The sequence below is a fragment of the Pseudomonas sp. 10S4 genome, from assembly GCF_034344865.1.
Taxonomy (GTDB): Bacteria; Pseudomonadota; Gammaproteobacteria; order Pseudomonadales; family Pseudomonadaceae; genus Aquipseudomonas.
In genome coordinates, this window is sequence record NZ_CP133774.1 from 2,858,933 (window position 1) to 2,885,624 (window position 26,692).

Below are 26,692 nucleotides of genomic sequence, written 5' to 3' on the forward strand. Positions count from 1 at the left end.
CGGACTGATGCGCAATCCAGGAAAAGGGGTTTGGACAACTGGTCAGAAACACCACGAACCCTGTGGGGGGGGCGGGCTTGCTCTCACATTTTTTTGGGCCACGCCGGTGACTGCTTGCCCGGCGATTTTCAAGGATCTGGAGGACTGCTCTTCGATCGGCGTCAGGGCTCGGGCGGTAAGTACAACGGCTATTACGCCACTTTTTGGTTCAGCGGTTTGAAGCATCGGACCATGCTGTTGAATGTGATGTCTTCGCTCCATCGGCACTGGCGAATCCTTCGTCGTCAGACACGTTTGTAAGCATTATCCCCTTGAGACGTAGTTCCATTCCTTTCTCAAGTTTTTCCATTCGTTTCGCCATCGACAATGAAATCGCGGACGGCTAAATTTGGATGGAAACCCTCAAATAGCCATAGCAGTGGCGCATGACTACTAAGTGCTTTGAATTGGATTACCGAACTCTTCCAGAAGATCGAACGCCGCTACATAGACACTCTTTCGTTTTTTAATACCAAGAGGGTGACCTCATTCGGTCGCTGTTGTCTGGAGGGCCGAGGGGGCACTCGACGATAGCCATGAATAATCAGTATGGCGAATTGAAAATTTAAATGTTCAATAATGTTTCTTGACGGCGTTAATCAGTGCGTGATATTCAAACGCACGTTGAAACGATATGCGCAATGGATAGCTCATTTTCTTCAGGGTCAGATAAGCAATGGATTGTATAAGCGTTAAAAATTTGTCTAAGACTTATCGAATCAAAGAGCGCTCGGAAGGGCCTTTCGGTTGGCTGACAGATCTCGTTTCTCCTCGATCTTCCGAAAAGACTGCTGTCGACGATGTTTCATTTACCGTTAGTCAAGGTGAAGTAGTAGGCTTTCTTGGTCCCAATGGTGCGGGAAAAACAACGACCCTGAAAATGCTTTCGGGGTTGCTCTATCCGACGGCTGGACAAATCTCGGTATTGGACTATACACCTCAGCTGCGTAATAAAGAATTCCTCAAGTCAATTTCGCTGATCATGGGTCAGCGTCAGCAATTGATTTGGGATCTGCCGGCAATGGAAACATTCCGGATGAATCAGAAGATATTCGAAATCCCCGATAAACAGTTCAATCAGGTCTTTGGTTATCTGGATGAACTGTTGCAAGTGTCCAAGCTGGCCATGGTGCCAGTGCGTACGCTTTCCTTGGGCGAAAAGATGAAGTGCGAGTTAGTCGCTTCATTACTTCATGAGCCAAAGGTTTTGTTTCTCGATGAGCCGACTATCGGGCTTGACGTAGGCGTTCAAAAAATAGTCCGGTCATTCATTAAAGACTACAGCCGCGAGCGAAATGTAAGCGTACTTCTGACGTCGCATTACATGCAGGATATCGAAGCGTTATGTGAGCGGGTCGTCGTCGTGTCAGACGGCAGGGTTTCGTTTGACGATACTCTGGAGTCTTTGCGCAAACGCATGACCAATCACCGCATCATAACCGTGGAACTGTCCGAAGCAGCGATGGCTTCGGCACTCGGTAAGTACGGATTGGTCCGATCCGGTGATGGCTTTGCGCATGAGCTTATGGTCCCGGCGTCGGAGGTCGTTTCCGTCTGCTCGCGGGTGCTGGCAGAGCTGTCTGTACTAGATATTTCCATCAGTGATCCCCCTATTGAAGAGGCCCTGTTGAAGCTGTTCAATGACTCACAGGCAGAAGCTGCCGTGCGGGTTGAGGGCGCGTCAGGGAAGTGCGTCGCATGAGTCGGTTCGCATCGAAAGTCGCGGGCGTTGCCCGTACGGCCATTCGCCGTAAAGTTGCACATCGTGCGGAGCTGTTCGTACTGGTGCTGTCCTCGTTAGTACCGTTATTCATGATGGTTATCTGGATGGGTATTGCGAAGGATGCCGCGCTGGACGGTTTTACGCCTACCAAGTTTGCTGCTTACTTCGCACTTGTTTTCCTGGTCGGTGAGATTGTGTCAAGCACGGCGGCAGAAGAACTCGAACATGATATTCACTCGGGTGATATCGGAAGTTTTCTTTTGAAGCCATTCAATATCGGTCTCTATTATTTTTTGAGCGAGTTGGCTTCAGCACTTGTGAGAGTGATTCCGATATTTTTCCTGGTGGCGGGAGTCTTCGTTTTTTCGGAAGCAGGCACCTATCTGAATCTGGCTTATCTGCTCCCTGCACTGCTGGGGGTTATCCTGGGTTTTGCAATAAACTATTTGCTTTATTTCATTGGCGGGCTTGCGGCGTTCTGGTCGGATCAGGCAAGTTCGTTCGACTTGGTGTTGACCTACATGCTTACTTTGTTTGGTGGGGTTCTGGCGCCGCTATCACTTTATCCAGGGTGGATGCAATCGATTTTGGAATGGTCACCTTTTCCCTACATTATTAACTTTCCTATTCGAGTCATCATGGGTGAGTTGAGTTTAGAGCAGTTGGTGCACGGACTCATGTTTCAGATTGTCTTGGTGCTTGTGCTGTCCGTGTTGGCCCGTTTGATTTGGTCAACCGGTATCAAACGCTATTCGGTATTCGGTTAATGAAAACCGTAAGCGCTGTTAGAGCGCTCTTGTCAGCCAGGCTGCGAGCAAACTTTAAAGACCGTGTGCCGGTATTTGTAAGTCTTTTGAATACCGCCCTTCTAGGTTTGTCGGTCTATGTGGTGATAGAAATATTTTTTGGTAATGTCGACAGGATTGGAGGTTGGAATAAAGAACAGTCCATTGTCCTTTACGGTTCGTTCATCCTGATTCGATCTTTTGTACAAATGGTTGTCTTGCCCAACTGTGAGGCCGCCTCACGGTTAATTATCAGCAAGTCCATCGATACCTATTTGTTAAAGCCAATTGATATCCAAACCATTCTGGCTTTTGGGCAGTTGCGTCTTTGGCATGTGTTCGGTGTGTTGCTGGGGCTGGGGCTGATGCTGGGCGGCAGTTATGCGCAAGAACAACTGACAATGAAGACGCTGGCGGCTTTCTGCATTTTCATAACCCTGGCATGCGCGTTGGTCTATGCGGTTTGGTTCAGCATCGCGAGCCTGGCGTTCTGGACCAAAAAAACCAGCAACGTTTCTCATCTGCTATTCATGTTCCTGACCACCGGGCGTTTTCCATCCGGAGCCTACCCGGAGTGGATTCAGGTGGTGATCATGACGGTGGTGCCGGTCTTTTTCATCATGGAAGTGCCCGCGCAATCTGCGATGGGGATGACCACGGGAGGTTCCTTGCTAGGGGCGTTGCTGGCGACTCTTGGCTTCGCTTTATTGTCTCGATTGCTTTGGCATTTGGGGGTGAAGAAATACCTTCGGGAAGGATCCTGAAAGACAAAAGCGCTGAAATTTAAACCATAAGATATGGATGATATGGAAAATTTTCTTGATTTATTCGCCGGTCAAGTTCGGCGTTTCCCTCACGCCACTGCCGCGTCCGATGGCCATGCCTGCCTGAGCTATCGCGAACTCGACGAGATCTCTGACAGCTTTGCCCGCCAGCTAAATGCTGCCTCGGTAGGGCGCGGCGATATCGTAGGCATCGGCCTGGAGCGTGGGCTGGGGTTTCTGGTATCGATGATCGGTCTCTTCAAGGTAGGGGCCGCCTATCTCCCACTCGATCGTACGCTTCCGCGGGACCGACGCGCCTACATGCTGGAGCAATGCAGTTGTAAGTGGTTGATCACCGACGATGACATCCAGGGGCTGTTCGATGGTATCGGGCTGTTGATGATGCCGGAGCGGTTTGAAGGCATGACGGGCGGTACACCTTTTGAACGGAGCGTCCTGACAGACGACAGCCTCGCTTATGTCATTTTCACCTCGGGTTCGACCGGGATGCCCAAGGGGGCGATGGTTCATCACGGGGGAATGGTCAATCACCTGCTGGCCAAAGTAGATGACCTGGGAATGCACATTGCGCCCAATGTCGCGCAAACGGCGCCACAGAGTTTCGATATTTCCGTGTGGCAATTCCTCGCGCCACTGATCTGCGCAGGGCGGACAGCCATCCTGACGCGATCAGAGTTTCTGGACCTTGATCGTCTGGGTGCGCGAATCGTACAGGACGAGATTGATATCTTGCAGGTAGTGCCCAGTCACCTGCTGGCCATTCTCGATGCAATCATTGTAGACGCAGACAATGCACGTTTTGATCGGTTGACCTGCCTCGTCGCTACGGGCGAAGTGCTTCCGGTTTCCCTGGCCCGCCGGTGGTTGGCGACCAAACCCCATATTCCGTTGATCAACGCCTATGGGCCGACCGAGTGCAGTGACGATGTCACACATCAGGTCATCAGTGAGATGCCCTCAGTCGACCAGGCCATTCCCATTGGTCGCGCTGTTCGTGGGGTTCACCTGACCGTGCGCGATACCGACGGAGGGGAACTCTCCGTCGGTGAGGTAGGAGAGCTTTACGTAGAAGGGATTGCGGTGGGGCTGGGTTACATCGCTCGACCGGACCTGACGCTCAAGGCCTTTGTCACTGTTGACGGGCAGCGAGCATATAAAACCGGCGATCTGGTCAGTTGTGACAGCGAGGGCGTTTATCACTATCACGGTCGTACCGACGATCAAGTCAAGGTGCGTGGTCACCGGATCGAGTTGAGTGAGGTCGAGTTCGGCATCCTGCGGCTTGCACAGATCAAACAGGCTGCGGTCGTACTCAATACCTCCAACACCCGAGCCTTCCTCACGGCTTTTATCGTGGAGCACGAGGATGCCGCGACTGACCCCGAAAGCCTGAGGCTCCAACTGCGCGATCACTTGCCGGAGCACATGATCCCGTCCGAGTTCCGTCTTCAGTCGTCGCTGCCTGAGACACCCAACGGCAAGATCGACAAGAAAAAACTCACGGCCATCGCCAATGACACGCCCCTGTCTGCCGGTACGCCAGGCACTGGCGCGGAGACGGTAAAAGGAGGTCAGGACTTTCTTGAGATATGGCGTGATTTGCTCCGCAATCCGTCGTTGCAACCCACGGATGATTTTTTCAGGCAGGGTGCCGATTCCATTCTCGCTTTGCAGTTTATTGCGCGGGCAAAGGCCTTGGGACACGCCTTCACTCTAGGGGATGTTTTCCGTAACCCGACCATATTGGGACTGCTCAAGGTAGTCCGTACAAAAATGGCGGTGGCAGATGCGCCGAGGATCACAGGCGCAAAAGGCCAGTCGTTGCCGAGATGTGAACCGCCAGCGGGCGATTCGTTATCTTTTCTGCCGATGTCACCTGCTCAACGGGGATTTTTGTTCAGTCCCTGCGCTCGCGGCATAGCAACACCTACATCCTTCAGTATTCGTTTCGCATAGCGATACCGGATGGTGGTGTGGCGCTCCAAGCGGGTTGGCGCAAGGCGCATGAACGCCACGAATTGTTGCGCAGCGCATTCATTCTCGACCCGTCAAGCCATCCGGTCCGCGTGGTTGCCGACGACGCTCCGTTGAGGTGGACCACGACCGATCTTTCGCACCTGGATGAGGGGCAGCAACGCATTTTTCTGGAGACGTTTCTTCGCGAGGATAAGCAGGCGGGTTTCGCTCTGGATCAGCCGGCGCTCTATCGATTGCACCTTTTCCACCTGGGCGGCGCCGATTATCAGTTTATCTTGAGCGCACACCATCTCATTGTTGATGGTGCGTCGATCTTTCCGCTGATGACCGAGGTGTTAGGAGGCCGGCCTGCTCCGAGCGATGTGTATTCAACCTACATCGCCGGCCAGGAAAAATTCCGCCTGGAGACGCCAGACCAATTGCTCTGGGCCGAACTCCTCGAACCATTTGAGGTTCCGGTCTGTATTTCCGACCATTTGGGTGAGCCCACCCTGTCGTCGGTGCAGCATGCGCGTCTGCGCAAGCGCCTTGACGCTGACCTCGGAAAAGCTATCGGGGATATTTGCGTTCGTGCCGGGATCACGATTTCCGCTGTTGCGGCCACGGCTTGGGCCATGGCGCTGAACTCAGTATGCGGTGGGCAGCATCAGTTGTTTGGCATGATCGTATCGGGCAGAGCGGAGACCGGCGTCGGACTGGATGATGTTGGCATGTATGCCAATACGCTACCGATTCCTGTCGCTCTGTACCCCTCTGACCGATTGGATGTCAGCTTGCAGGAAGTCAGCCGACGCATTGCCGAGTTGCTGCGATTTGAGTCGGTATCAATGAACGAGGTGCTTGTCAGCACCCGGTCGCGCTTTGCCAACGTGGTGTTTGATACGGTCCTGAACGTCGAGACACTGGCGAATTGGGCTGCGCTTGAAAGCGCCGGTAATAGCGTTGAGCTTACTCACGTGACGGACCTCACCGAGTTTCCGTTTGCCGTCGAGGTACTCAGCAGTGGTGATGCCATCACCGTGGATTTCAACTGGGACCCTGAACGCGTCTCGAAAGAGCGAGCGGCCGGGTTGTCCGAGCAGTTCCTGAGCGCGCTGGCCTACATCTGCGATCACGATAGCCCTATGCAGGAATGGCAAGGCTGGCAAGGTGTACCGGCGAGCGTGAGCGCAATAGGCATTACGAAAAGTACGCCCGTGTCACCTTCGGTGCTTTCATCCTTTGATGCTGTTGTTCTTGCTGCCGCGCGGGAAATCATTGGGGATGACACGTTGGCGCTGCACCATAACTTCTTTTCCTCGGGTGGTGACTCGATCAGCGCGCTTCAATTGATCGCACGCCTGAGACGGGACGCGATGGCGATTGATCTTGATCGAATCTTCGCCAGTCGATCCCTCACCGACATCGCCCTCGGTGTGCGGTATCTGGACAGTACCGTCGGGGTAAAAAGCTACCCGCCGATCGGCCCGACTTCCCTGGTGCCTGTGCAGCGATGGTTCGCGGAACAGTCATTGGCGAATGCGGACCATTGGTGCCTGGGGACGGCTATCGAGATTCGACGGTCTATCCACGCGGATGCCCTGACCTTGGCGACTCGCCAAATGCTGGAGCACTATCCGGTACTGAGCGCCCAGTTCAAGGTCAGCGCCGAGGGCTATTCCCAGACCATCCCCGCTCGGCCTTTCGATGCGCAGATGAGCAGCAGGATCGTGCAGTTGAGCGGCCCGATCGATCAGTCGCTGAATGATATCCGGGACACGCTGAGCGGCTTTCAGGAAAGCCTGGATCTGGTCACGGGCGATCTGTTTCGTGTGGTGCTCTTCCGAACCCCTGATACCGACGCTGATCTCTTGGTGCTGCTGGCTCACCACCTGGTTGTGGATGCCGTGTCCCTGCGGATTCTGGTCGAGGACTTTCTGCACTTGTGTGCAGGTGTCACCCTTCCTGCGGAAGTCACGCCGTTTCGCAGTTGGGCGCAGCAGCTTGTGAGCGATGACCAGTCCTTCAAGAGCGATGTTCTTTCGCAGACGGCTTACTGGTCAGAGGTGGTCGACCGGATTCCCGCGTCGGTGCCTTTCGACCCGGACAGGCCACCGTCGAGGCGCGCCGGAATAATCTCCAGCGGGTTGAGTTTTGCTCGTACCACCGCGTTGGTACGGGATGTACCTGCGGCCTATAACACTCGTATCAATGACATCCTGATTTCAGCGCTGGTACGGGCTCTTTCCGGCTGGCGGGGAAAAATGAAATCGCTATCAACCTCGAGGGGCATGGGCGTGAGAGCGTCCTGGATGGCGTTGATATATCGCGTACGGTGGGTTGGTTTACTTCTGTGTTTCCTGTCTGTCTTGAGGATCCACAGGGTGGCCTGGCCGATTTGATCCAGCAGACAAAGCGCACGCTGGCGGAGATCCCGCAACGGGGCATCGGCTATGGATTGCTGCGTTATCTGTTCAATGAGCCTGCGGTCGTTCCGCAGGCCGAACCGATGGTGCAATTCAACTATCTGGGGCAATGGGACAACGTGTCATTCGATGACGCGGATGTATCGATGCCATCCGCCCGGGTCCTTAGCCTCGTCGACCAGGTGTCGGTTGATCCGCGTAATGGACGGCAGCACGCACTGGAAATTGAAGCGCGCATTACTCAAGGACGTTTCGAGATTGATTGGTACTTCGACGACACCATCCTGTCTTCACAGGAGGCACAGGACATAGCGACGCGCTACAGCACAACACTGGACGAGATCATTACTCACTGCTCCCGTGCAACGCTGGTGCGCGTGCCGTCCGACTACCCGGACGCTAATCTGATCGACGATGAGCTGCAGGATCTGATCAACAAGGCGGGAGCCGTGCCCGCAGATATCTACCCCTTGTCCCCGACACAGAAGGGAATCCTGTTTCAGCACTTGATGAGCAATGACGATACTTACATCCTGCAATATGTTCTGGATATAGATGGCGAGATCGATATCAGTGCGCTGCAGGACGCATGGCGTTTGATGGCTGAACGTCACCCTATCCTGCGTAGTGGATTCTACTGGGACGCGGTCGCCGGGCCATTACAGTATGTGTCGCAAGAGGAACGGAGTACCTGGTCGGTCATAGCGGGCGGCGATGATCCGATGTTGTTCAAGCGTGTAATGGAAAACGACCGCTCCCGCGGGTTCGATCTGGAAACGCCCGCGCTGACACGCTTCACATTGCTTTCCCATGGCGCGCATGCGCACAAGCTGATCTGGACGTACCACCACATTCTGCTGGATGGCTGGTGCGTGGCCAGGGTCATCAAAGAACTCTTCGACCTCTACGATCATCTGATCCGCGGAGATCAGCCAGCCCCGGCATTCGGCGGGGTCTACCGTGACTACATCGAGTGGCTGGCCGATCAGGGGGCGCGGGAAAACCGTCCATTCTGGCGCAACTACCTGTCGGGCATCAGCCCCTGTGTATTCACCAGCACGGTTGCTTACCAGCCTGCCACGCCTGCGGATCATGCTGCCTATCGCTTTATGCTGGGCCATGAGCAATCGCGCGCCATCGAGAGGTTCTGTGTGGACCACGGGGTGACCGTGGCCGTTGTCTTTCAACGGGTGTGGGCTCAGATCCTCGCGCAAAACACCGGTAACCACTCACCTGTTTTCGGCTGGGCAATATCGGGGAGGCCTGCTGACCTTGATGGTGCTGAAGACATCATTGGCCTGATGACATCGATCGTGCCTTGCACGGTGGACGTTGCTGGCGCATCGACTGTGTCCGGCGTTCGGGAGTTGCAGCGTCGCAACGCGGCTCTTCAGGACGAAGGGCATGTCTCCATGAGCCACTTCAAGAGCGCTTCGGGATTGAGTCAGGAAGAGGAGCTTTTCAACACAGTTCTGGTGATCGAAAACTTCGAACTTCAGGACAACCTGCCGGCCGGTGATCGCTACCGCCTGAGCAATCTGCAATGGGTCGAGCGCTCAGAGTTCCCACTCGTCCTCGGTCTGGTTCCGGCAGAAGATTTTTTGATCGAACTCAACTTCAACCACGAAAAGTTCTGCGTTGCGCAAATGGCCGATCTTCAAGAAAGGATTGTTCTTGAACTGGCCCGACTGTCTTCTCTTGGAAATGGAAACCTTGAGCATGATGCAAGTTTACAGTGCGAAACAATTTCATAAGCTGGATAACTTTATAGGTGATGTGCCGGTCTTTCTGAAGATTGAAGGGATGAATCCGGCCGGCTCCATAAAGCTCAAGACAGCCATCTCGTTGATCGAAGAAAGTGAAAGGCTGGGGCATCTTTCTCCCGGGCGCAAAGTCATCGAGTCCAGCTCGGGAAACCTGGGGGTTGCGCTGTCGATAATCTGTGCGCAGCGAGGTTATCCGTTCACCTGCGTAACGGACCCTAATGTCAATCAGGTCAGCATCAACCTGATGAAGGCCTATGGCGCCGAGGTGATTGTCTGTGACACCCGTGACGGCAATGGTGGTTTCCTCGGGGCGCGTATTGCTTTGATCCAGGAAATGATCCGTAAGGATCCGAAATATTACTGGACCAACCAATACGCGAACCCGGCCAACCCCTTGGCGCATTACAACCGTACCGCCCCCGAAATACTTGAGCAGCACCCGAACTGCAAATGGCTATTTGTCGGTGCCGGTACAACCGGAACGCTCGTCGGCTGTGCGCGTTATCTAAGAGACAAGGCGCCAGGCGTGAAACTGATTGCCGTCGATACCGTTGGCTCAATCAACTTTCAGGAAGTGGCGAAAAAGCGGCTGATTCCTGGTCTGGGGACGAGCCGGCGTCCCGAGATTCTCGACCGTGATTTGATCGAGAATATTGAGTTTGTCGATGAAGTCGAGACGATCCGCATGTGCCGCAGCGTTGCGCTGGATTACGGCCTGTTAGTGGGTGGTTCCACGGGGACTGTGCTGGTCGCGGTAAAACGCCTGCGGCAACAGATTCCTGAGGGTGATGAAGTGGTCGTGATCAGCCCCGATATGGGGGAGCGTTATCTCGATACGATCTACTCGGACAAATGGTGTGATGCCAACTTTGGCAGTCAGTTGCACCCGCACGCTCTGGTTGGCTGATGGGCAGCGGTTGGGCCGGACGCTTTTCTATTTGATTGGAAGGAATCTATCTTGTCAGAACTTCTATTCCCTCCCGATGGTACGGTTGAGACGCAGGTCTTTCTCGATCTGTGGCGCCAGTACAGTCAGGACTACAGGAATGCACCTGCTATAGAAAGTGGTGGCGTCCTTTATAGCTATGCGGACATTGACGCACAAAGCAACCACGTTGCGGCTTACCTGATTGAAAACGGCATTGGTGCCGGCGCAACAGTTGCTGTGGGCTGTCCGCGGGGTAAAGACCTTCTCGTTGCCATGCTGGGCGTCATGAAGAGTGGCGCGACCTTTTTCCTGTTTGAGCCGAACGCTGCTCCCGCTCGACTGTTGGTGCAGTTTGAAGTCGCCGAGCCAGTAAGGGTTCTGGTATCGGACGCCGATGCTTTGGCGGGTAACGCCGCGTTTGCTGGTATGGATGCGGTTACGCTCGGCGAGGTACTGGAATCTGCACAAGCTCTGAACTTCGTAGCACCCCGAATATCCCCTGATGACCTCGCCTACATCATCTTTACCTCCGGCTCTACCGGGCAACCCAAAGGGGTTTTGGTGCCCCACCGGGGGATTCCGAATCTGGCTCGTCATGCTCTGACCTACGGCATTTCGAAAGGCAGCCGGGTGTTGATGTTTTCCCCAGTCTGCTTTGACGCGATCATCGCCGAAATCGCAATGACGCTTTTTGCGGGTGGTTGCCTGGTAGCGGTAGCGGATCATGTACTTCGGGATTTGGACAGTCTTCAGAACTTGCTGTGCGACCGTCAGATTGACGTCGTTACGCTGCCTCCTTCACTGGTGTCGATGTTGCCGATCAATCTTCCAATCAGCTTATCGACGCTGGTGGTCGCGGGGGAACGATGCAGCAAAGAGGTCATTGCCAATTGGGCAAGCAAAACCCGCCTGCTCAATGCCTACGGCCCTTCCGAGGCAACGGTCGCGACAACCGTGAAGTTGTGTGATACCGAGACCTCACCTGCCAATATTGGCCAGGCCCTCTCCAATGTCAGGGTGCATATCCTGAACGAGCGCATGGAAGAGGCTGACGACGGGGAAGTGGGTGAAATCTACATTTCGGGGGGAAGTGTTGCCCGTGGCTATCTGGGCCTTGCGGACTTAAGCGAGGCTCGTTTCGTGCGGGCCCCGGCCGGTATGCCCGTGCGTGCGTTTCGAACGGGTGATTTCGCCAGTCGTAATGCGGATGGAGACATCCTGTTCGAAGGACGCAAGGACGACCTGGTCAAGATAAACGGCAACCGGGTAGAACTCGCCGAGATTGAAGCATGCGCCATAGCGTCATCGTTAGTTCAAAGCTGCCATGCCTGCAGCATCGACGCAGGTACATCGGGGGTGAGAGTCGCGCTTTTTGTCGTGCCTTCAAACGAGATTGATCCCGTCGGGGTTGAGTCTGCCCTGAGGGAAAAGATCGCCCTTGACCTTCCCAATTACTTCATGCCTGCCAGCATCCTTGTGCTTGATGAATGGCCCCGAAATCCGGCGGGCAAGATCGATAGAGCGGCGCTGGTGGCCCAATTGAATGCCATTCAGCAAAGCAACACATCGACGGGGGCAATGACCCGACAGGAAGAAATACTGGCGCTGATCTGGGCGCAGATTCTGGGCCGACCGGTTGAAGACCGTGAAGCAAATTTTTTGCGCTCGGCGGGAATTCCCTTTTGGCGATGCGGCTTGTCGCGCTCATGAAACGTAGCGGTATTCAGATTCCTCTGAAACGAGTGTTTGGAGCGCCGACCTTGGTGCAGATGGCTTGTCTTGTAGGGAATGAATGATGACGGGCAAAGGGCTGAACCCATACCAACAATATTACTGGAGCGCGTCGAGCGCTTACGATCTTCCTGAGACCGCCTGTGTAAGCATTGGCTTTGTCCTGGAAGGAAAGTTGGACATTCCCCTGTTCAGTCGTGCGGTTGATGCAGTGGTCAATCGTCACGAACAGCTAAGGTCGAACTTTTGGGAAACCGGGGTGGGCGTGCAACGCTTTCCTCAAGCCGTTGCGTACGATTTACTGAAGGTGAGGAGCGAGCCGTTCGAGATGTCTCGGCTTGATGCGAGCATTGAAACGCTATGCCGGGTTCCGCTTGATCTGAAGGTGGACATACCCTTCAGGGCTTATTTGAATCCCATTGATGATGAGCGATATCTGCTTGCCCTGATTATCCACCACATAGTGGTCGACTCATGGTCGCTCGAAGTGATCCTGGATGACTTGGCCACTGCCTACAATCGGGCACTTTCTGGCGCCGCAGAACCGTTGCTTGCTCCTCTGGCCTTCGACTATGAAATCCTTGCACAGCCATTGGAGCCTTATGAGCGACAAAGACAAGCGCACTTCTGGCGGGACTACCTGAAGAACGCAAAAGTACCGGTCATTCCAGGCTTGGGCGTCGCCCAGAGTGCACAGGCGAAATCGACATTCGATTTGATCACTCCCTCACAGGAGATCCACAAGGCGATCAATCAGCTGTGCAACGCATTGGATGTAACGCCCTTTGTGGTTTACACCGCTGTGGCGTCCTTTGCACTAGCCCGGTTTTGCGCCTCGGATGACCTGTTGATCCAGACCAATGTGACGCCACGCTGGATGGAAGGCACACAAACAGTCGTCTCGTATTTGTCTGCGCGGATTCCACTACGGGTACGAGTCGATTCAGCTATGACGCCGCAGATTCATATCTTGAAGGTGGCGGACTCCCTCTATGACACCTTTGAGAACGTTAGCCTGTCCATTGGCGACATGATGGCGGAGTCCGATATCAAGCAAAGCTTGCCCATCCATATCGGTGCTGAAAGTCCCTTTGAAAGTTGGAATCTGAAAGACATCGCTGTGTCTCAGGTCCAGTTGCCGGACTACCAGCCCTGGCCGCTGTTCTTGTGGGTCCCGGTCTCGAGTGAACATTCATTTATCAAGTTGCAGTATCAAGCTGACAGGATTGGCGCGCAGGACATGCTGAAGTTGAAGCATCTGCTGAACGAAACATTAGAGCAGTTCAGTCTCCTGAGTGAGGCGCAAGGCTCCAGTGAAGCCGAAACATTCAGCCTCGCTGCTATTCAATAAGACTCTTCATGGAAGGTTCGTAGAATGTCATCGCATCCCTTGACCATTGTTTCCGGTGCTCAAATCGCCACGTTAATGCCCTCGTTGCGCAGGGATATTCTGAAATTGGTTGAAAACACCTACCTGCAACACGATGCGGGGCTGACTAACAATCCCGACAGCTATTTTCTTCGATTTGCGGATCGTCAGTCGGATCGAATCATTGCCTTACCGGCAGCCATTTCCAACGATTCACCCATCTCCGGCATCAAGTGGATCGCCAGCTATCCCCAAAATATTGAACGCAATCTGCAGCGGGCCTCCGCCGTGCTGTTGTTGAATGATTACGAAACGGGATACCCGGTAGCGTGTCTGGAAGCCTCGCAAATCAGTGCCGCCCGCACCGCGGCTTCTGCGGTCGTCGCCGCCAGGGCATTGAAGGCTGATCCCGAGGCCCCCGCAAGAATCACGTTTGTAGGGGCCGGTGTCATTTCGCGGGCGATCTTCGACTTCTTTATGGCTGACGGCTGGACGTTCGAGCAGATCACCGTGTGTGATCTTGATGCTCAATCGGCTCAGGAGCTTTGTCGCCATGTTCAGGCGAACGGTTCCCCAAACGCCCTGTTCATTGGTGATGTGACATCCGCAATCAACTCGGCCGATATTGTTGTATTCGCCACCAATGCGGGTGAACCCTACGTTTCGGGCGGCGATGTCTTTGCACCGGGGCAGATCATTCTCAACGTCTCGCTGCGCGATATCAGTCCAGACATTATCTGGCAGGCCTTCAACATTTTTGATGATGTTGAGCACTGCATGAAAGCCAATACGTCACCCCATCTGGCAGAGCAGAAGTACGGCGATCGTTCTTTTGTAAATGGAACGCTCGCCAGCATTCTGACCAGTCCGGAACAGATCGATCGTACCCGTCCATTGATTTTTTCACCTTTCGGGCTAGGTGTTCTGGACCTCGTGGTCGGCAAGTTATTCGTCGAAAGATGTCTGGAAACGGGTGGCTACACCAACATCCCGGATTTCATTCCCGACACGCGGCGTTGGGCGGCTGCCAACGGCTGAGTAATCACTCGCAGAGTCGGCGAGCCTTCGTCATCCATTCCAGGGAGGAGTGACCGATGCAAAATAAAAAATGCATGATCATCGGCTTCAACGATTTCTCGTTTGAAGAATACTGCCAGATGCTTGATCAACTTGGGCCGCAAGCCGCGGCAAAGCGCGATTTGCGTCTGGCGTTTGTGAATTACGAAGGCTCACGCTGCCATGCGCTGGGCGTCCTTAACAAAACCCGCAAGATGCAAAGTCTGACCGACTTGAACCTCAACAACGCCGATTTTCTTTGGCCCGTTGTGATGGTGTTAGGTTCCTACCTTGAAAAGCACGGTATCGCTTTTGACTATGTGAATCTTTTTCAGAGCGAAAAAGACGTCCTTGCACAAAAGTTGGCGTGCGGTGTGATCAATACCGTTGTCATCACGACAACCCTTTATGTCATGCCGCACCCTGTGCAGGAAATCGTCGACTTTGTTCGAGCAAACGCGCCCGATGTACAGATCATCATTGGAGGGCCTTATATCAGCGGTCTGTTCAAGGCCCATGAGCCTGACATGCTGGGTGACTATCTCAGCGTCCTTGGCGGCGATATCTACATCAACAGCAATGAAGGCGAGGACACGCTTCGGCAAGTGCTTGAGGCGATCAACGATAACCGCCCGGTTACGGGGTTGAGTCGCACGGCGGTGCTGGACGGCGAGGACTGGGTATTTGGGCCGGATGAGCCGGAATACAACGAGCTCAAAGAAAACTTCATCAACTACACACTGTTCCAGCCTCGCGGCATCGGGCGTTTTCTGTCCACGCGTACGGCCAAGTCCTGCCCTTACGCCTGTGCTTTCTGCGGATTTCCTCAGCGGGCCGGTAAATACCGCTACCTGTCCACCAGCGATGTAGAGCGTGAGCTGGATGCGATCAAGGCAATCGGTACAGTGGATACACTCACTTTCCTGGATGACACATTCAATGTGCCCAAGCAGCGGTTCCGGGAAATCATGCAGATGATGATCGACAACAAATACAACTTTAAATGGAATTCGTTTTACCGCTCTGATCAGGGCGATCCGCAGACCATTGAGCTCATGGCGCGGGCAGGTTGTGAAGGGGTGTTTCTGGGGATCGAGTCAGCCTCCGACAAGATGCTCGCGTTGATGCGCAAGACCTCACGCAGAAAGAATTATGAGCAGGCCATTACTTCATTCAGGTCTGTGGGCATAGCGACTCACGCGTCCTTCATCATCGGGTTTCCAGGGGAAACCTTTGAGACGGCGCAGGAGAGCCTGGATTTCATCGAGGTATTTCAGCCGGACACCTTCCGTGCACAGGTGTGGTACTGCGATCCGCTGACTCCTATCTGGAATGATCGCGAAAAGTACGGGATCACAGGATCGGGTTTTGACTGGTCTCACGATACGATGAACAGCGAGTTGGCGGCTTCCATCACCGAGCGGTTTTTCCTCACCGCTGAAAAGTCGACTTGGTTGCCACAATTTGGCTTTGAGCAGTGGAGTTTGTTTTATCTACGACGGTTAGGGATGGCGCAGGAGAATATTCTCGGTTATCTGGATGGCTTCAATGCGGCGGTGAAACATCAACTGTTGCATGGGGACGATGCGACTCTGCCTGACTCGATCAGCGACCGACTCAATTTCAGTGCGACACTGCCGCCGCAGAGCCCGCCGGTCGCGTTGGGCAACCTGTCCATGGAGTCGGCCGCGCACTTCAAGCTTGCCGAGGTGAGTCTGCGGGCCGCCGCAGCGTGGCTGGCCCCTGAGAACAGCGGCCCAATGTTCGTGCAGACAGGCGAGCAGACCCAGACGCTTCTGAAACCACTGGAGAGTTTCGTCACTGGCCCTGACCAGGAAGTCGCGTGGATCGTGGCATTTTTGAAGCATGCGTCAAAGGTTCTGGGCGATGGACGCTTTCTTTTGCAGTACGTTGCCCAAGAGGGAGCAAAGCTGATTGCGATTGAAGATATGGCGGGATGCAGTGACCAGGTTCTTTATGAGAGGACAGTGACTTCGCTTGCTCAATCGCCCTTGCTCAGCAGCCACGAAAACTATGTGCTCTCACGCAATTCGCGGTTGTGTGCCACGGGCATCGATCTACGTCAGCCTGTGCTCAGGGTTTTCGCCTGTGAGGTGCCTGACTACCATTACTCGGACACCGGTCTTTATATGCATCTGGTCCTGGCAAGCTCCAAACACGGGGGGCGTACTCCCGTGTGCTTACCAATTTCATCCAGTGGATGGAGGATTTCCCGGCAGTGAGCACTAGGAACGACCGGCAAGTCGCTGAACAGGCGGTGTTCATCCGAGTGTAATAAAGCGCGAACACGTACGCCTACATAACGAGGGGAGTGCCCATTTCACTCAGGCATTCCCCGTTCTGTTGAAAGGTTGTCCGGTCAGTTTTGCAGTGCTGCTTTCTTTCGCTCCTCGCGGTCGCGAGCAGCCAACAGCAGTTGTTCGGCAATACGGGTTTCAATGCGTTCTTCGATGAGCCGAATGAACAGCGCATTAGTCGCCAGGGCAGGTTCGAGTTCGTAATCGCGACCGTTTGGGTCTCGCACCCAATAACGGGCGTCGATCAGGGTACGTCGCAGCTCGACGACATCGCTTCTTAGCATCGGCGCGAACTGTGTTCTCCAATGATCCAGCGCTGCTGTAGCTTTACGTTCGTTGTAGAGTTTGCCAGGCGTCAGAGCCGTGCTGACGTAAAGCAACATGACGGCAAGTTCCTGACGGTTGAGCCGCCCTAGCGTCAGGCCGTTTTTCCTGCACAAACGCGTCAGTGTCTCGACATACTGATCAAAATCGGTCGGAAGTTCCTTGTCCAATTTCTTGCTCCCCAAGTCTGAAGTATCACGCCGCTTATCGTGGTGAAGCGCTTTGCGCTTGCACCCGTATAACCGGTGTATGTTTGATGCAGTTAGCGCTCCTATGCCTGACGGTAATAGAAAACGATGTTCGATAAAAGTAACCCCTTCCACCTGACTGATGCGCAATCGAGGTAGAAGGGGTTTGGACAGCTGGTCAGAAACACCACGAACCCTGTGGGAGCGGGCTTGCTCGCGAAAGCGGTGTGTCATTCAACAGTGAGGTCGACTGACACGCCCTCTTCGCGAGCAAGTCGGATCGCCGCACTGCCGCTCCCACATTTTTATGCCGCGCCGTCGAGGAACTGCTCGGCGTAATGGCAAGCCACCTGGCGGCTGTCGAGCAGGCGCAGGGCCGGCTCTTCGGTGCTGCAGCGCTCGGTGGCGTACGGGCAGCGCTTGTGGAAAGCGCAGCCGGACGGTGGGTTCAGCGGGTTGGGCAATTCGCCGACGATCTTGATTTTCGGCTTGTTCGGGTCCGGGTGAATGGTCGGGGTGGCCGACAGCAACGCCTGGGTGTACGGGTGCAGCGGACGCTGATAGATGTCGTTCTTCGGGCCCATTTCCACCGGGCGACCGAGGTACATCACCATCACGTCATCGGCCACGTGCTGGACGACCGCCAGGTTGTGGGAGATGAACACGTAGGCGGTGTTGAACTCTTGCTGCAAATCCATGAACAGGTTCAGCACCTGCGCCTGGATCGACACGTCCAGCGCGGAGGTCGGTTCGTCCGCCACCAGCACTTTCGGTTGCAGCATCATGGCGCGCGCCAGGGCGATCCGCTGGCGCTGACCGCCGGAGAACATGTGCGGATAACGCTGGTAGTGCTCAGGACGCAAGCCCACCTGCTTCATCATCGCCTGGACTTTCTCGCGACGTTCGGCGGCCGACAGGTTGGTGTTGATCAGCAGCGGCTCGCCGAGCTGGTCACCGACCTTCTGTCGTGGGTTCAACGAGGCGTACGGGCTCTGGAACACCATCTGCACGTCTTTACGCAGTTGCTTGCGCTGAGCCTTGTCAGCGCCGGTCACTTCTTGCCCGGCGATTTTCAAGGAACCGGAGGACGGCTCTTCGATCAGTGTCAGGGCACGGGCCAGAGTGGATTTGCCGCAACCCGATTCGCCTACAACGGCGAGGGTCTTGCCGGCTTCCAGTTCGAACGACACACCGTTAAGCGCGCGAACCAGCGCATGGCCCTTGAACAGGCCGCGGGACACTTCGTAATGACGGGTCAGGTCGCGGGCGGTAAGTACGACGGCCATTACGCCACCTCCTGATTCAGCGGGTAGAAGCAGCGGGCGAGGCTGTTGCTTTTCGGGTCAAGGCCAGGACGCTGTGCGCGGCAGGAATCCTGCACGTACGGGCAACGCGGCGATAGCAGGCAACCCTGCGGGCGGTCGTAGCGACCGGGAACGATGCCCGGCAGCGTGGCCAGACGCGTGGCGCCGAGGCTGTGTTCCGGAATCGCCTTGAGCAGCGCTTCGCTGTACGGGTGCGCCGGAATGTCGAACAGTTGTGGCACTTGACCGACTTCGACCGCTTGGCCGGCGTACATCACGCACACACGCTGGGCGGTTTCGGCCACGACCGCGAGGTCGTGAGTGATCAGCACCAGGCCCATGTTCTGCTCTTTTTGCAGGGCCAACAGCAGGTCCATGATCTGGGCCTGAATGGTCACGTCGAGTGCAGTGGTCGGTTCGTCGGCGATCAACAGTTTCGGTTCGCCGGCAATCGCCATGGCGATTGCAACACGCTGGCTCATACCGCCCGACAATTGATGCGGGTAGGCCTCCATACGGCTGGCGGCCCCCGGGATTTCAACTTTTTCCAGGAGCTCGATGGCACGCTTGCGCGCTTGCTTGCTGGACATTTTCAGGTGCAGGCGCAGCACTTCTTCGATCTGGAAACCGACGGTGTAGCTCGGGTTCAGCGCGGTCATTGGGTCCTGGAAGACCATGGCCAGGTCTTTGCCGACGATTTGCCGACGCTGACGGTTGCTGAGCTTGAGCATGTCCTTGCCGTCGAAATTCAGGGCGTCAGCGGTGACGATCCCCGGATGTTCGATCAGGCCCATCAGCGCCATCATGGTCACGGACTTGCCGGAACCCGACTCGCCAACGATGGCCAGGACTTCGCCCTTGTCCACGGTAATGTCGAGCCCGTCGACCACCGGAACGGCGTTCTTGTCGCCGAAACGAACGTTGAGATTCTTGATTTCTAACAGTGACATTTGAATCTCCTCAGGCGGCGTTCTTGAGTTTCGGGTCCAGCGCATCGCGCAGGCCGTCGCCCATCAAGTTGATTGCCAGCACGCTGAGCAAAATGGTCAAACCAGGCAGACTTACCACCCACCAGGCGCGTTCGATGTAGTCGCGAGCTGAAGCCAGCATGGTGCCCCACTCAGGGGTTGGCGGTTGGACGCCAAGACCCAGGAAGCCCAGGGCGGCGGCATCGAGAATCGCCGAGGAGAAGCTCAAGGTCGCTTGAACGATCAGTGGCGCCATGCAGTTGGGCAGCACAGTGACGAACATCAGGCGTGGCAGGCCGGCACCGGCCAGGCGCGCGGCGGTCACGTAGTCGCGGTTCAGTTCGCCCATCACCGCGGCGCGGGTCAGACGAACATAGGACGGCAACGAAACCACGGCGATCGCAATAATGGTGTTAATCAGGCCAGGGCCGAGGATGGCGACAATCGCCACCGCCAGCAGCAGGGACGGCAGGGCCAGCATGATGTCCATCAGACGCATGATGGTCGGGCCGAGCATTTTCGGGAAGAAACCGGCGAACAGACCCAGCAGGATCCCCGGGATCAGCGACATGACAACCGACGACAAGCCGATCAACAGGGACAGGCGCGAACCGTTGATCAGCCGCGACAGCAGGTCGCGACCCAGTTCATCGGTACCGAGCAGGAACTGGATGTGCCCACCTTCCAGCCAGGACGGCGGGGTCAGCAGGAAGTCACGGTATTGCTCGCTCGGGTTGTGCGGGGCAACCCACGGCGCGAAGATCGCGCAGAAAATCACCAGCAGCATGAACATCAGACCGGCGACGGCGCCTTTGTTCTTGGAGAATGCTTGCCAGAATTCTTTGTACGGAGACGGGTACAGCAGGCTTTGATCGACTGCTACCGCTGGAATTGGAGTGCTCATGGTCATGATGATCTCAGCGCTGGTGACGAATGCGTGGGTTGGCAAAGCCGTAGAGGATGTCCACTACGAAGTTGACCAGAATCACCAGGCAGGCGATTAACAGGATGCCGTTTTGCACCACGGGATAGTCCCGTGCGCCAATGGCTTCGATCAGCCATTTGCCGATGCCGGGCCAGGAGAAGATGGTTTCGGTCAGGACCGCACCGGCCAGCAACGTGCCGACTTGCAGGCCAACCACGGTCAGCACCGGAATCAGTGCGTTACGCAGGCCGTGGACGAACACCACGCGAGCCGGCGACAGGCCTTTGGCGCGAGCGGTACGGATGTAATCCTCACGCAGCACTTCGAGCATCGACGAACGGGTCATCCGCGCAATAACGGCCAGCGGGATGGTGCCGAGCACAATGGCCGGCAGGATCAGGTGATGCAGGGCATCGAAGAATGCACCGACGTCATCGGCCAGCAAGGTGTCGATGAGCATGAAGCCGGTGCGCGGCTCGATGTCATAGAGCAGGTCGATCCGCCCGGACACTGGCGTCCAGCCCAGGGATACCGAGAAGAACATGATCAGGATCAGGCCCCACCAGAAGATAGGCATCGAATATCCCGCCAGGGAGATGCCCATCACCCCATGGTCGAACAGGGATCCTCGCTTGAGTGCCGCAATCACCCCGGCCAGAAGGCCCAGGACGCCAGCGAACAACAGTGCGGCCATGGACAGTTCCAGGGTCGCAGGGAATAGAGAGCTGAACTCGGTCCAGACACTGGTGCGTGTGCGCAGTGATTCGCCAAGGTCGCCGTGGGCCAACTTGCCGATGTAATCCAGGTATTGGGCATACAGGGGTTTGTTCAGACCTAGGCGTTCCATTGCCTGGGCGTGCATTTCGGGGTCGACCCGACGTTCGCCCATCATTACTTCCACGGGGTCGCCCGGAATCATGCGAATCAGTGCGAAAGTCAGCAGGGTGATGCCGAAAAACGTGGGGATCAATAACCCCAGTCGGCGGGCAATAAAACTAAACATCTTGTGTGGTACCTCATCAGCCGGTTAGGCGTGCCTGGCGTCCCTGGGGTCAGGGACGCCGGGAGTTTTCTTATCTACTTCACCTGGGTGGTGGCGAAGTTATTAGTGGTGAGGGGGCTAATGTGATAGCCCTCTACGTTGTTGCGCATTGCGGTAAACATACGGGTGTGGGCCATGCTGATCCACGGTTGATCCTGGTTAAAGATCACCTGAGCCTGCTCGTACAGCTTGGCCCGTTCGGCCGGGTCAACTTTAGCGCGTGCTTCGTCCAGCAGTGTCTGGAATTTCTCGTTGCACCAACGGGCGTAGTTTTCGCCGTTTTTGGCAGCCTCGCAACTGAGCATAGGCGTCAGAAAATTATCCGGGTCGCCGTTGTCGCCCGCCCATCCGGCGGAAACCATGTCGTGCTCGCCGTTTTTGGCGCGTTTGAGCATTTCGCCCCATTCCATGACGCGAATATCAATCTTGATTCCGACCTTGGCCAGGTCGGCCTGCATCATCTGCGCGCCGAGCATCGGGTTCGGGTTGGTCGGGCCGCCGCCGTTACGGGTGAACAGGGTGAGCACCGTGCCTTCCGGTACGCCGGCTTCCTTGAGCAGGGCGCGAGCCTTGTCGAGATCACGCGGCGGGTTCTTCAAGTCGTGGTTGTAACCCAGCAGGGTGTCCGGGTACGGGTTGACCGCGACCGTGGCGTTACCTTTGCCGAACAGCGCATTGACGTAAGCCGCTTTGTCGAAGGCGATGTCGATGGCCTTACGCACCCGCACGTCACTCATGTACTTGTGGGTGGTGTTCATGGCGATGTACGAAACGGTCATCGCGTTCAGTTCATCGACCTTCAGGTTCGAGTCTTTCTTGATGCTCGGGATGTCATCCGGTTTCGGGTACAGCGCGATCTGGCACTCGTTGGCCTTGAGCTTTTGCAGGCGCACGTTGTTGTCGGTGGCGATGGCCAGGATCAGCGCATCAGCCGGAGGCTTGCCACGGAAATACTCCGGGTTGGCCTTGAAACGGACCTGAGCATCCTTGGCGTAACGCTGGAAGATAAACGGGCCGGTGCCGATTGGCTTGCTGTTCAGATCGCTGGTCTTGTCGGCCTTGAGCAACTGGTCAGCGTACTCGGCGGAGTAGATCGAGGAGAAGGCCATGGCGATGTCAGCCAGGAATGGCGCTTCGCGACGAGTCAGGGTGAATTTGACGGTGTTGTCGTCAACTTTCTCGACGCTTTTCAGCAGTTCCTTGAAGCCCATGCTTTCAAAGTACGGGAAGCCCACGCTCGACAGTTTGTGCCATGGATGGTTTGGGTCCAGTTGACGCTGGAAGCTCCAGACCACGTCGTCGGCATTCATGTCGCGGGTCGGCTTGAAGTATTCGGTGGTGTGAAACTTGACGCCTTTGCGCAGATGGAACGTGTAGTTCAGACCGTCCTCGCTGATGTCCCAGGAGTCGGCCAGTGCCGGAACCACTTCGGTGGTACCGGGCTTGAACGCCACCAGACGATTGAAGATGGTTTCGGACACTGCGTCGCCTGTGACTGCAGTCGTGTACTGGACCATATCGAAGCCTTCCGGACTGGCTTCGGTGCAGACCACCAAGGGTTTGGCCGAGACGCCAACAGCGACACTCAGCAACGCGGCAGCGATGGCCGCACGTAGGGGAAGCATTTTCATCAAGAGCCCTCTGCAATCGGTTGAACAGGAAAAACCGAACGGCCGACTCTTCATGAGTCAGCCGTTGGGCGGTGTTTTTACAGAATGTTGAACGGGATGGTGGTTACGAGACGGAACTCGTTGATGCTGCCGTCAGCCTGGTTTTCGCTGGCACGGTGAGCGGTGTAGGTCGCGCGAACAGTGGAGGCCTTGAGTGGGCCGCTCTGCACTGCGTACGAAGCACCGATGCCGTATTCGTAGTGATGCTCGCCGTCCATGTTTTTCACGTCATACGCAGTGCCGGTGTAGTGAGTACCGTCGATGCCCCAGCCGCGAGCCTGGTAGATGTTGAACTTCAGGCCTGGCACGCCGTATTCGGCCATGTTCAGACCGTAGGCGATCTGGAAGGATTTCTCGTTCGGACCGTTGAAGTCGGACAGCAGGGAGTTGGCCAGGTAGATGCCGTTGGTTTCATGCAGGTAGTCGAAGTACTCGTTGCCGTTAATTTCCTGGTACGAGAAGGTCAGGCTGTGGGCCTGGTGAGTCAGGCCGAACGACAGGGAGTAGGCGTCGTTGTCGATTTCACCCATCTCTTTTTTGCCGGTATCGACGGTTTTGTAGTAGTTCAGGCCAGTGGTCAGGCTCAGGACATTGCTGTCACCCAGTTCATGGGTAGCGCCGAAGTAGTACTGGTTCCAGAAGTCTTCAACCTGGGATGCATACAGGCTGGTCTTCAGGCTTTTCAGCGGCTGGTAGTTCAGGCCGACGATGCTAACGCGATCGGTTTCAGCGTTGTTGTTGGTGTACTCGGAGCGAAATTTCGACAGGCTCTCTTCGGTACGCGGCGATACGCGGTCGAAGGTGCCAGCGTCGAACGACAGGTTGTTCAGCTCTTCGCTGTGCAGGCTCACACCTTCAAAGCTCGAAGGCAGTGGACGGTTGCCGATGGTGTCGACGATTGGCGTGCTGAAGTTCTGGCGACCGGCGGTCAGGGTAGTGTTCGACACGCGGAACTTGACGTTGGCCAGGCCCAGTTTGCTCCACTGACCTTCAGCGTCGCCGCCTTCGGTGGTCAGGGTACGGTTGTTACCGGCGCCTGGACGGGAACCTGGTGCGCCACCGTTGTTGGAGGCCAGGCTCTTGCGATCACGTTCCAGTGCAACGGCGTTGTACGCGGCCACTTCAGTGCTGACACCGACGGTGCCCTGAGTGAAGCCGGAAGTGAAATTGACGATGGTGCCCTGAACCCAGTTGATCCGGCGATCGGTCGGGGTTGCTACACCGTCTTTACGGTAGGTGAACTTGCCGCCACGTTTCAGTTGCTCGTTGGCGTACCAGTTACGGGTGGTGCCTTTGATCGTTGTACCTTCGACAAAGCCAGGTGCTTCGGCTTGGGCGCTGGCGGTGTTGACGGTCACCGGGGTGAAATCCTGGCTCTGGGTTTCCGCATACGCCGTGGCGGTGATGCTGCTGATGGCCAAGGCCAGGATCGCGGTGCTGCTCAGTTTCATGGGTGAAGCTCCTTTACTTTCTTTTTTAGTGCCGGTTTTTTTGTGGCCCGGCTATTGGTTTAGAACTCATTCAGCGCTTCGCAAACGTTTGCTGTAGGCCCAATTGGCGAATTACGGCAATACGCTTGCGTGAGGGCGAAATCCGCCCCCAGCGTTTTTGGCTTATCGGTTATTGATCGATGCTGACACCCGAGAACACGTTGCGACCAAACGGGCTCACCTTGAACCCTTCTATTTTGGCGCTTAACGGCTGGTTGACCGTCGAGTGAGCGATAGGCGTGATCGGCACTTGCTGCTTGAGCAATTGCTGCGCCTGTTTGTACAGCACGGTGCGCTGGTCCCGATCAGTGACGACCTTGGCCTGCTTGACCAGCTTGTCGTAAGCCGGATCACACCACATGGAGTAGTTGTTGCCGCCAATGGCGTCGCAGCTGTACAGCGTGCCGAGCCAGTTGTCCGGGTCCCCGTTGTCACCGGTCCAGCCGATCAGGCTGATGTCGTGCTCGCCATTCTTGGTGCGCTTGATGTACTCGCCCCATTCGTAGCTGACGATCTTCACTTTGAGGCCGATTTTCGCCCAGTCAGCCTGGAGCATTTCGGCCATCAACTTGGCGTTGGGGTTGTAGGGGCGCTGGACCGGCATGGCCCAGAGGGTGATTTCGGTGCCTTCCTTGACGCCGGCAGCCTTGAGCAACTCTCTGGCTTTTTCCGGATCGTAGGCAGCATCTTTAATGGTTTCGTCGTAGGACCACTGGGTCGGCGGCATGGCGTTGACCGCCAACTGCCCGGCGCCCTGGTACACGGCGTTCAAAATGCTTTTTTTGTTCACCGCCATGTCCAGCGCCTGACGCACTTCGAGCTGGTCGAACGGTTTGTGGCGCACGTTGTAGGCGATGTAGCCGAGGTTGAAGCCAGGCTTCTCGATGAGCTGGAGTTTCGGGTCGTTCTTGAGTGCTGTTACATCGGCCGGGCGCGGGTGCAGAGTGATCTGGCATTCGTTGGCCTTGAGCTTCTGCACCCGCACCGACGCGTCGGTGTTGATGGCGAAAATCAGGTTGTCGAGCTTGACCCGGCTCGGGTCCCAGTACTGCTTGTTGCCGGTGTAACGGATGTTGGAGTCTTTCTGGTAACTCTTGAACACGAACGGCCCGGTGCCGATCGGCTTCTGATTAATATCGCTTGGTTTGCCAACCGCCAGCAGTTTGTCGGCGTATTCGGCCGACAGGATGGCGGCGAAGCTCATGGCGATGTTCTGGATGAACGCGGCGTCCACGCTGTTGAGCGTCATGACCACGGTCAGCGGCCCGGTCTTCTCGACCTTGGCGATGTTCTTGTTCAGGCTCATCCCGTTGAAATACGGGAACTCGGTCGGATAAGCCTTACGGAAAGGTTGTTGCGGGTCGAGCATGCGATTAAACGTGAACAGCACGTCATCGGCATTGAAATCACGGGTTGGCGTGAAGTAAGGCGTGGTATGGAACTTCACCCCTTCGCGCAGGTGGAAGGTGTACGTGAGGCCGTCTTCGGAAATATCCCAGCGGGTTGCCAGGCCAGGAACGACGTTGGTGGCGCCTTTTTCAAACTCTGCCAGTCGGTTATACAGCGGCTCGGCGGCGTCGTTGTCGGTCGCAGTGGTGTACTGCGCCGTGTCGAAACCGGCGGGGCTGCCTTCTGAGCAGAATACCAGGCTGTTGTTGGCGGCCTGGCTGATGGAAGTGGCGGCCAACAGGCCGGTGCCCAGCAATGCGGATAAAACCAAGGTATGGCGCATAACGCTCCCTCTTTATTAGTGTTTAACAATGAGCCTCCGTCCCGTCCAGGGACGTGGGGGCTGCATTGAGCTCAAACCATTGCGCGCAGCAAACCGAGAGCCCACGCATGCACTGGTCAGATCCCGACGGTATGAGCCGCGGGTCTGGCAGTAAATGCGGAAAGGCC

19 protein-coding genes and 1 pseudogene are annotated in these 26,692 nt (G+C 55.9%); 12 read left to right on the forward strand and 8 right to left on the reverse strand.

The features are described 5' to 3' along the window. Positions 1 to 739: 739 nt before the first annotated feature. The 12 genes and pseudogenes from RHM58_RS13110 (at position 740) to RHM58_RS13160 (ending at position 16,807) form a co-directional block, all read left to right on the forward strand. The gene (locus RHM58_RS13110; RefSeq protein ID WP_322270543.1) at positions 740 to 1,741 is read left to right on the forward strand and encodes an ABC transporter ATP-binding protein; all 1,002 of its coding nucleotides are present in this window, start codon (positions 740 to 742) and stop codon (positions 1,739 to 1,741) included. Continuing rightward, entirely contained in the window at positions 1,738 to 2,529 is a 792-nt protein-coding gene (locus RHM58_RS13115) for an ABC transporter permease (protein WP_322270544.1), read from the forward strand. The genes RHM58_RS13110 and RHM58_RS13115 overlap by 4 nt, the downstream gene beginning before the upstream one ends. Then, positions 2,529 to 3,311 carry an ABC-2 family transporter protein gene (locus RHM58_RS13120; RefSeq protein WP_322270545.1) on the forward strand — a complete coding sequence of 261 codons (783 nt, stop codon included), beginning with the start codon at positions 2,529 to 2,531 and terminating at the stop codon, positions 3,309 to 3,311. The genes RHM58_RS13115 and RHM58_RS13120 overlap by 1 nt, the downstream gene beginning before the upstream one ends. A 42-nt stretch (positions 3,312 to 3,353) precedes the next feature. Then, positions 3,354 to 5,288: a non-ribosomal peptide synthetase gene (locus tag RHM58_RS13125; RefSeq protein ID WP_322270546.1), complete on the forward strand. Its 1,935-nt coding sequence runs from the start codon at positions 3,354 to 3,356 to the stop codon at positions 5,286 to 5,288. Further along, positions 5,264 to 6,364, forward strand: a pseudogene (locus tag RHM58_RS34055) (condensation domain-containing protein); the annotation flags it as partial. The gene RHM58_RS13125 and the pseudogene RHM58_RS34055, both read left to right, overlap by 25 nt. 1,322 nt (positions 6,365 to 7,686) lie before the next feature. Continuing rightward, positions 7,687 to 9,468, forward strand: a complete 1,782-nt coding sequence (locus tag RHM58_RS13135) for a condensation domain-containing protein (protein ID WP_416195354.1) — start codon at positions 7,687 to 7,689, stop codon at positions 9,466 to 9,468. Further along, on the forward strand, positions 9,434 to 10,387 hold the full coding sequence (gene sbnA / locus RHM58_RS13140) for a 2,3-diaminopropionate biosynthesis protein SbnA (RefSeq protein ID WP_322270547.1): 954 nt from the start codon (positions 9,434 to 9,436) through the stop codon (positions 10,385 to 10,387). The genes RHM58_RS13135 and sbnA overlap by 35 nt, the downstream gene beginning before the upstream one ends. Before the next feature lie 51 nt (positions 10,388 to 10,438). Next, the gene (locus RHM58_RS13145) at positions 10,439 to 12,118 is read left to right on the forward strand and encodes an amino acid adenylation domain-containing protein (RefSeq protein WP_322270548.1); all 1,680 of its coding nucleotides are present in this window, start codon (positions 10,439 to 10,441) and stop codon (positions 12,116 to 12,118) included. Continuing rightward, positions 12,115 to 12,204: a hypothetical protein gene (locus RHM58_RS34060; protein WP_416195307.1), complete on the forward strand. Its 90-nt coding sequence runs from the start codon at positions 12,115 to 12,117 to the stop codon at positions 12,202 to 12,204. The genes RHM58_RS13145 and RHM58_RS34060 overlap by 4 nt, the downstream gene beginning before the upstream one ends. Further along, a complete protein-coding gene (locus RHM58_RS13150; protein WP_322270549.1) occupies positions 12,201 to 13,490 on the forward strand; it encodes a condensation domain-containing protein in 1,290 nt (429 codons plus the stop codon). The genes RHM58_RS34060 and RHM58_RS13150 overlap by 4 nt, the downstream gene beginning before the upstream one ends. A gap of 24 nt (positions 13,491 to 13,514) precedes the next feature. Then, on the forward strand, positions 13,515 to 14,546 hold the full coding sequence (gene sbnB, locus RHM58_RS13155; RefSeq protein WP_322270550.1) for a 2,3-diaminopropionate biosynthesis protein SbnB: 1,032 nt from the start codon (positions 13,515 to 13,517) through the stop codon (positions 14,544 to 14,546). 56 nt (positions 14,547 to 14,602) lie between these two features. Then, positions 14,603 to 16,807, forward strand: a complete 2,205-nt coding sequence (locus tag RHM58_RS13160) for a PhpK family radical SAM P-methyltransferase (RefSeq protein WP_322270551.1) — start codon at positions 14,603 to 14,605, stop codon at positions 16,805 to 16,807. A 137-nt stretch (positions 16,808 to 16,944) separates the two neighbouring features. Here the strand turns inward: RHM58_RS13160 and RHM58_RS13165 are convergent, their stop codons facing one another. The 8 genes from RHM58_RS13165 to RHM58_RS13200 form a co-directional block, all read right to left on the reverse strand. Next, the gene (locus tag RHM58_RS13165) at positions 16,945 to 17,376 is read right to left on the reverse strand and encodes a DUF2087 domain-containing protein (protein WP_322270552.1); all 432 of its coding nucleotides are present in this window, start codon (positions 17,374 to 17,376) and stop codon (positions 16,945 to 16,947) included. 323 nt (positions 17,377 to 17,699) lie between these two features. Beyond that, the gene (locus RHM58_RS13170; RefSeq protein WP_201200519.1) at positions 17,700 to 18,680 is read right to left on the reverse strand and encodes a peptide ABC transporter ATP-binding protein; all 981 of its coding nucleotides are present in this window, start codon (positions 18,678 to 18,680) and stop codon (positions 17,700 to 17,702) included. After that, positions 18,680 to 19,648, reverse strand: a complete 969-nt coding sequence (locus RHM58_RS13175; RefSeq protein ID WP_201194391.1) for an ABC transporter ATP-binding protein — start codon at positions 19,646 to 19,648, stop codon at positions 18,680 to 18,682. The genes RHM58_RS13170 and RHM58_RS13175 overlap by 1 nt, the downstream gene beginning before the upstream one ends. Before the next feature lie 10 nt (positions 19,649 to 19,658). Continuing rightward, positions 19,659 to 20,570, reverse strand: a complete 912-nt coding sequence (locus tag RHM58_RS13180; protein WP_201205126.1) for an ABC transporter permease subunit — start codon at positions 20,568 to 20,570, stop codon at positions 19,659 to 19,661. Between the two features lie 13 nt (positions 20,571 to 20,583). Continuing rightward, on the reverse strand, positions 20,584 to 21,594 hold the full coding sequence (locus RHM58_RS13185; protein WP_201200520.1) for an ABC transporter permease subunit: 1,011 nt from the start codon (positions 21,592 to 21,594) through the stop codon (positions 20,584 to 20,586). 74 nt (positions 21,595 to 21,668) lie between these two features. Next, the gene (locus RHM58_RS13190) at positions 21,669 to 23,264 is read right to left on the reverse strand and encodes an ABC transporter substrate-binding protein (protein WP_201200521.1); all 1,596 of its coding nucleotides are present in this window, start codon (positions 23,262 to 23,264) and stop codon (positions 21,669 to 21,671) included. Between the two features lie 77 nt (positions 23,265 to 23,341). Continuing rightward, entirely contained in the window at positions 23,342 to 24,754 is a 1,413-nt protein-coding gene (locus RHM58_RS13195; RefSeq protein WP_201200523.1) for an OprD family porin, read from the reverse strand. A 169-nt stretch (positions 24,755 to 24,923) separates the two neighbouring features. Beyond that, positions 24,924 to 26,525 carry an ABC transporter substrate-binding protein gene (locus RHM58_RS13200; protein WP_201200525.1) on the reverse strand — a complete coding sequence of 534 codons (1,602 nt, stop codon included), beginning with the start codon at positions 26,523 to 26,525 and terminating at the stop codon, positions 24,924 to 24,926. Positions 26,526 to 26,692: the final 167 nt, after the last annotated feature.

Excerpts from the sequence above, each read along its gene's own strand:
- RHM58_RS13175 (WP_201194391.1), bottom strand. The coding sequence starts at position 19,648 with ATGTCACTGTTAGAAATCAAGAATCTCAACGTTCGTTTCGGCGACAAG.
- RHM58_RS13125 (WP_322270546.1), top strand. The coding sequence starts at position 3,354 with ATGGAAAATTTTCTTGATTTATTCGCCGGTCAAGTTCGGCGTTTCCCT.
- RHM58_RS13170 (WP_201200519.1), bottom strand. The coding sequence starts at position 18,680 with ATGGCCGTCGTACTTACCGCCCGCGACCTGACCCGTCATTACGAAGTG.
- RHM58_RS34060 (WP_416195307.1), top strand. The coding sequence starts at position 12,115 with ATGAAACGTAGCGGTATTCAGATTCCTCTGAAACGAGTGTTTGGAGCG.
- RHM58_RS13115 (WP_322270544.1), top strand. The coding sequence starts at position 1,738 with ATGAGTCGGTTCGCATCGAAAGTCGCGGGCGTTGCCCGTACGGCCATT.
- RHM58_RS13160 (WP_322270551.1), top strand. The coding sequence starts at position 14,603 with ATGCAAAATAAAAAATGCATGATCATCGGCTTCAACGATTTCTCGTTT.
- sbnB (WP_322270550.1), top strand. The coding sequence starts at position 13,515 with ATGTCATCGCATCCCTTGACCATTGTTTCCGGTGCTCAAATCGCCACG.
- RHM58_RS13200 (WP_201200525.1), bottom strand. The coding sequence starts at position 26,525 with ATGCGCCATACCTTGGTTTTATCCGCATTGCTGGGCACCGGCCTGTTG.
- RHM58_RS13185 (WP_201200520.1), bottom strand. The coding sequence starts at position 21,594 with ATGTTTAGTTTTATTGCCCGCCGACTGGGGTTATTGATCCCCACGTTT.
- RHM58_RS13150 (WP_322270549.1), top strand. The coding sequence starts at position 12,201 with ATGATGACGGGCAAAGGGCTGAACCCATACCAACAATATTACTGGAGC.
- RHM58_RS13180 (WP_201205126.1), bottom strand. The coding sequence starts at position 20,570 with ATGAGCACTCCAATTCCAGCGGTAGCAGTCGATCAAAGCCTGCTGTAC.
- RHM58_RS13190 (WP_201200521.1), bottom strand. The coding sequence starts at position 23,264 with ATGAAAATGCTTCCCCTACGTGCGGCCATCGCTGCCGCGTTGCTGAGT.
- RHM58_RS13195 (WP_201200523.1), bottom strand. The coding sequence starts at position 24,754 with ATGAAACTGAGCAGCACCGCGATCCTGGCCTTGGCCATCAGCAGCATC.
- RHM58_RS13120 (WP_322270545.1), top strand. The coding sequence starts at position 2,529 with ATGAAAACCGTAAGCGCTGTTAGAGCGCTCTTGTCAGCCAGGCTGCGA.
- sbnA (WP_322270547.1), top strand. The coding sequence starts at position 9,434 with ATGATGCAAGTTTACAGTGCGAAACAATTTCATAAGCTGGATAACTTT.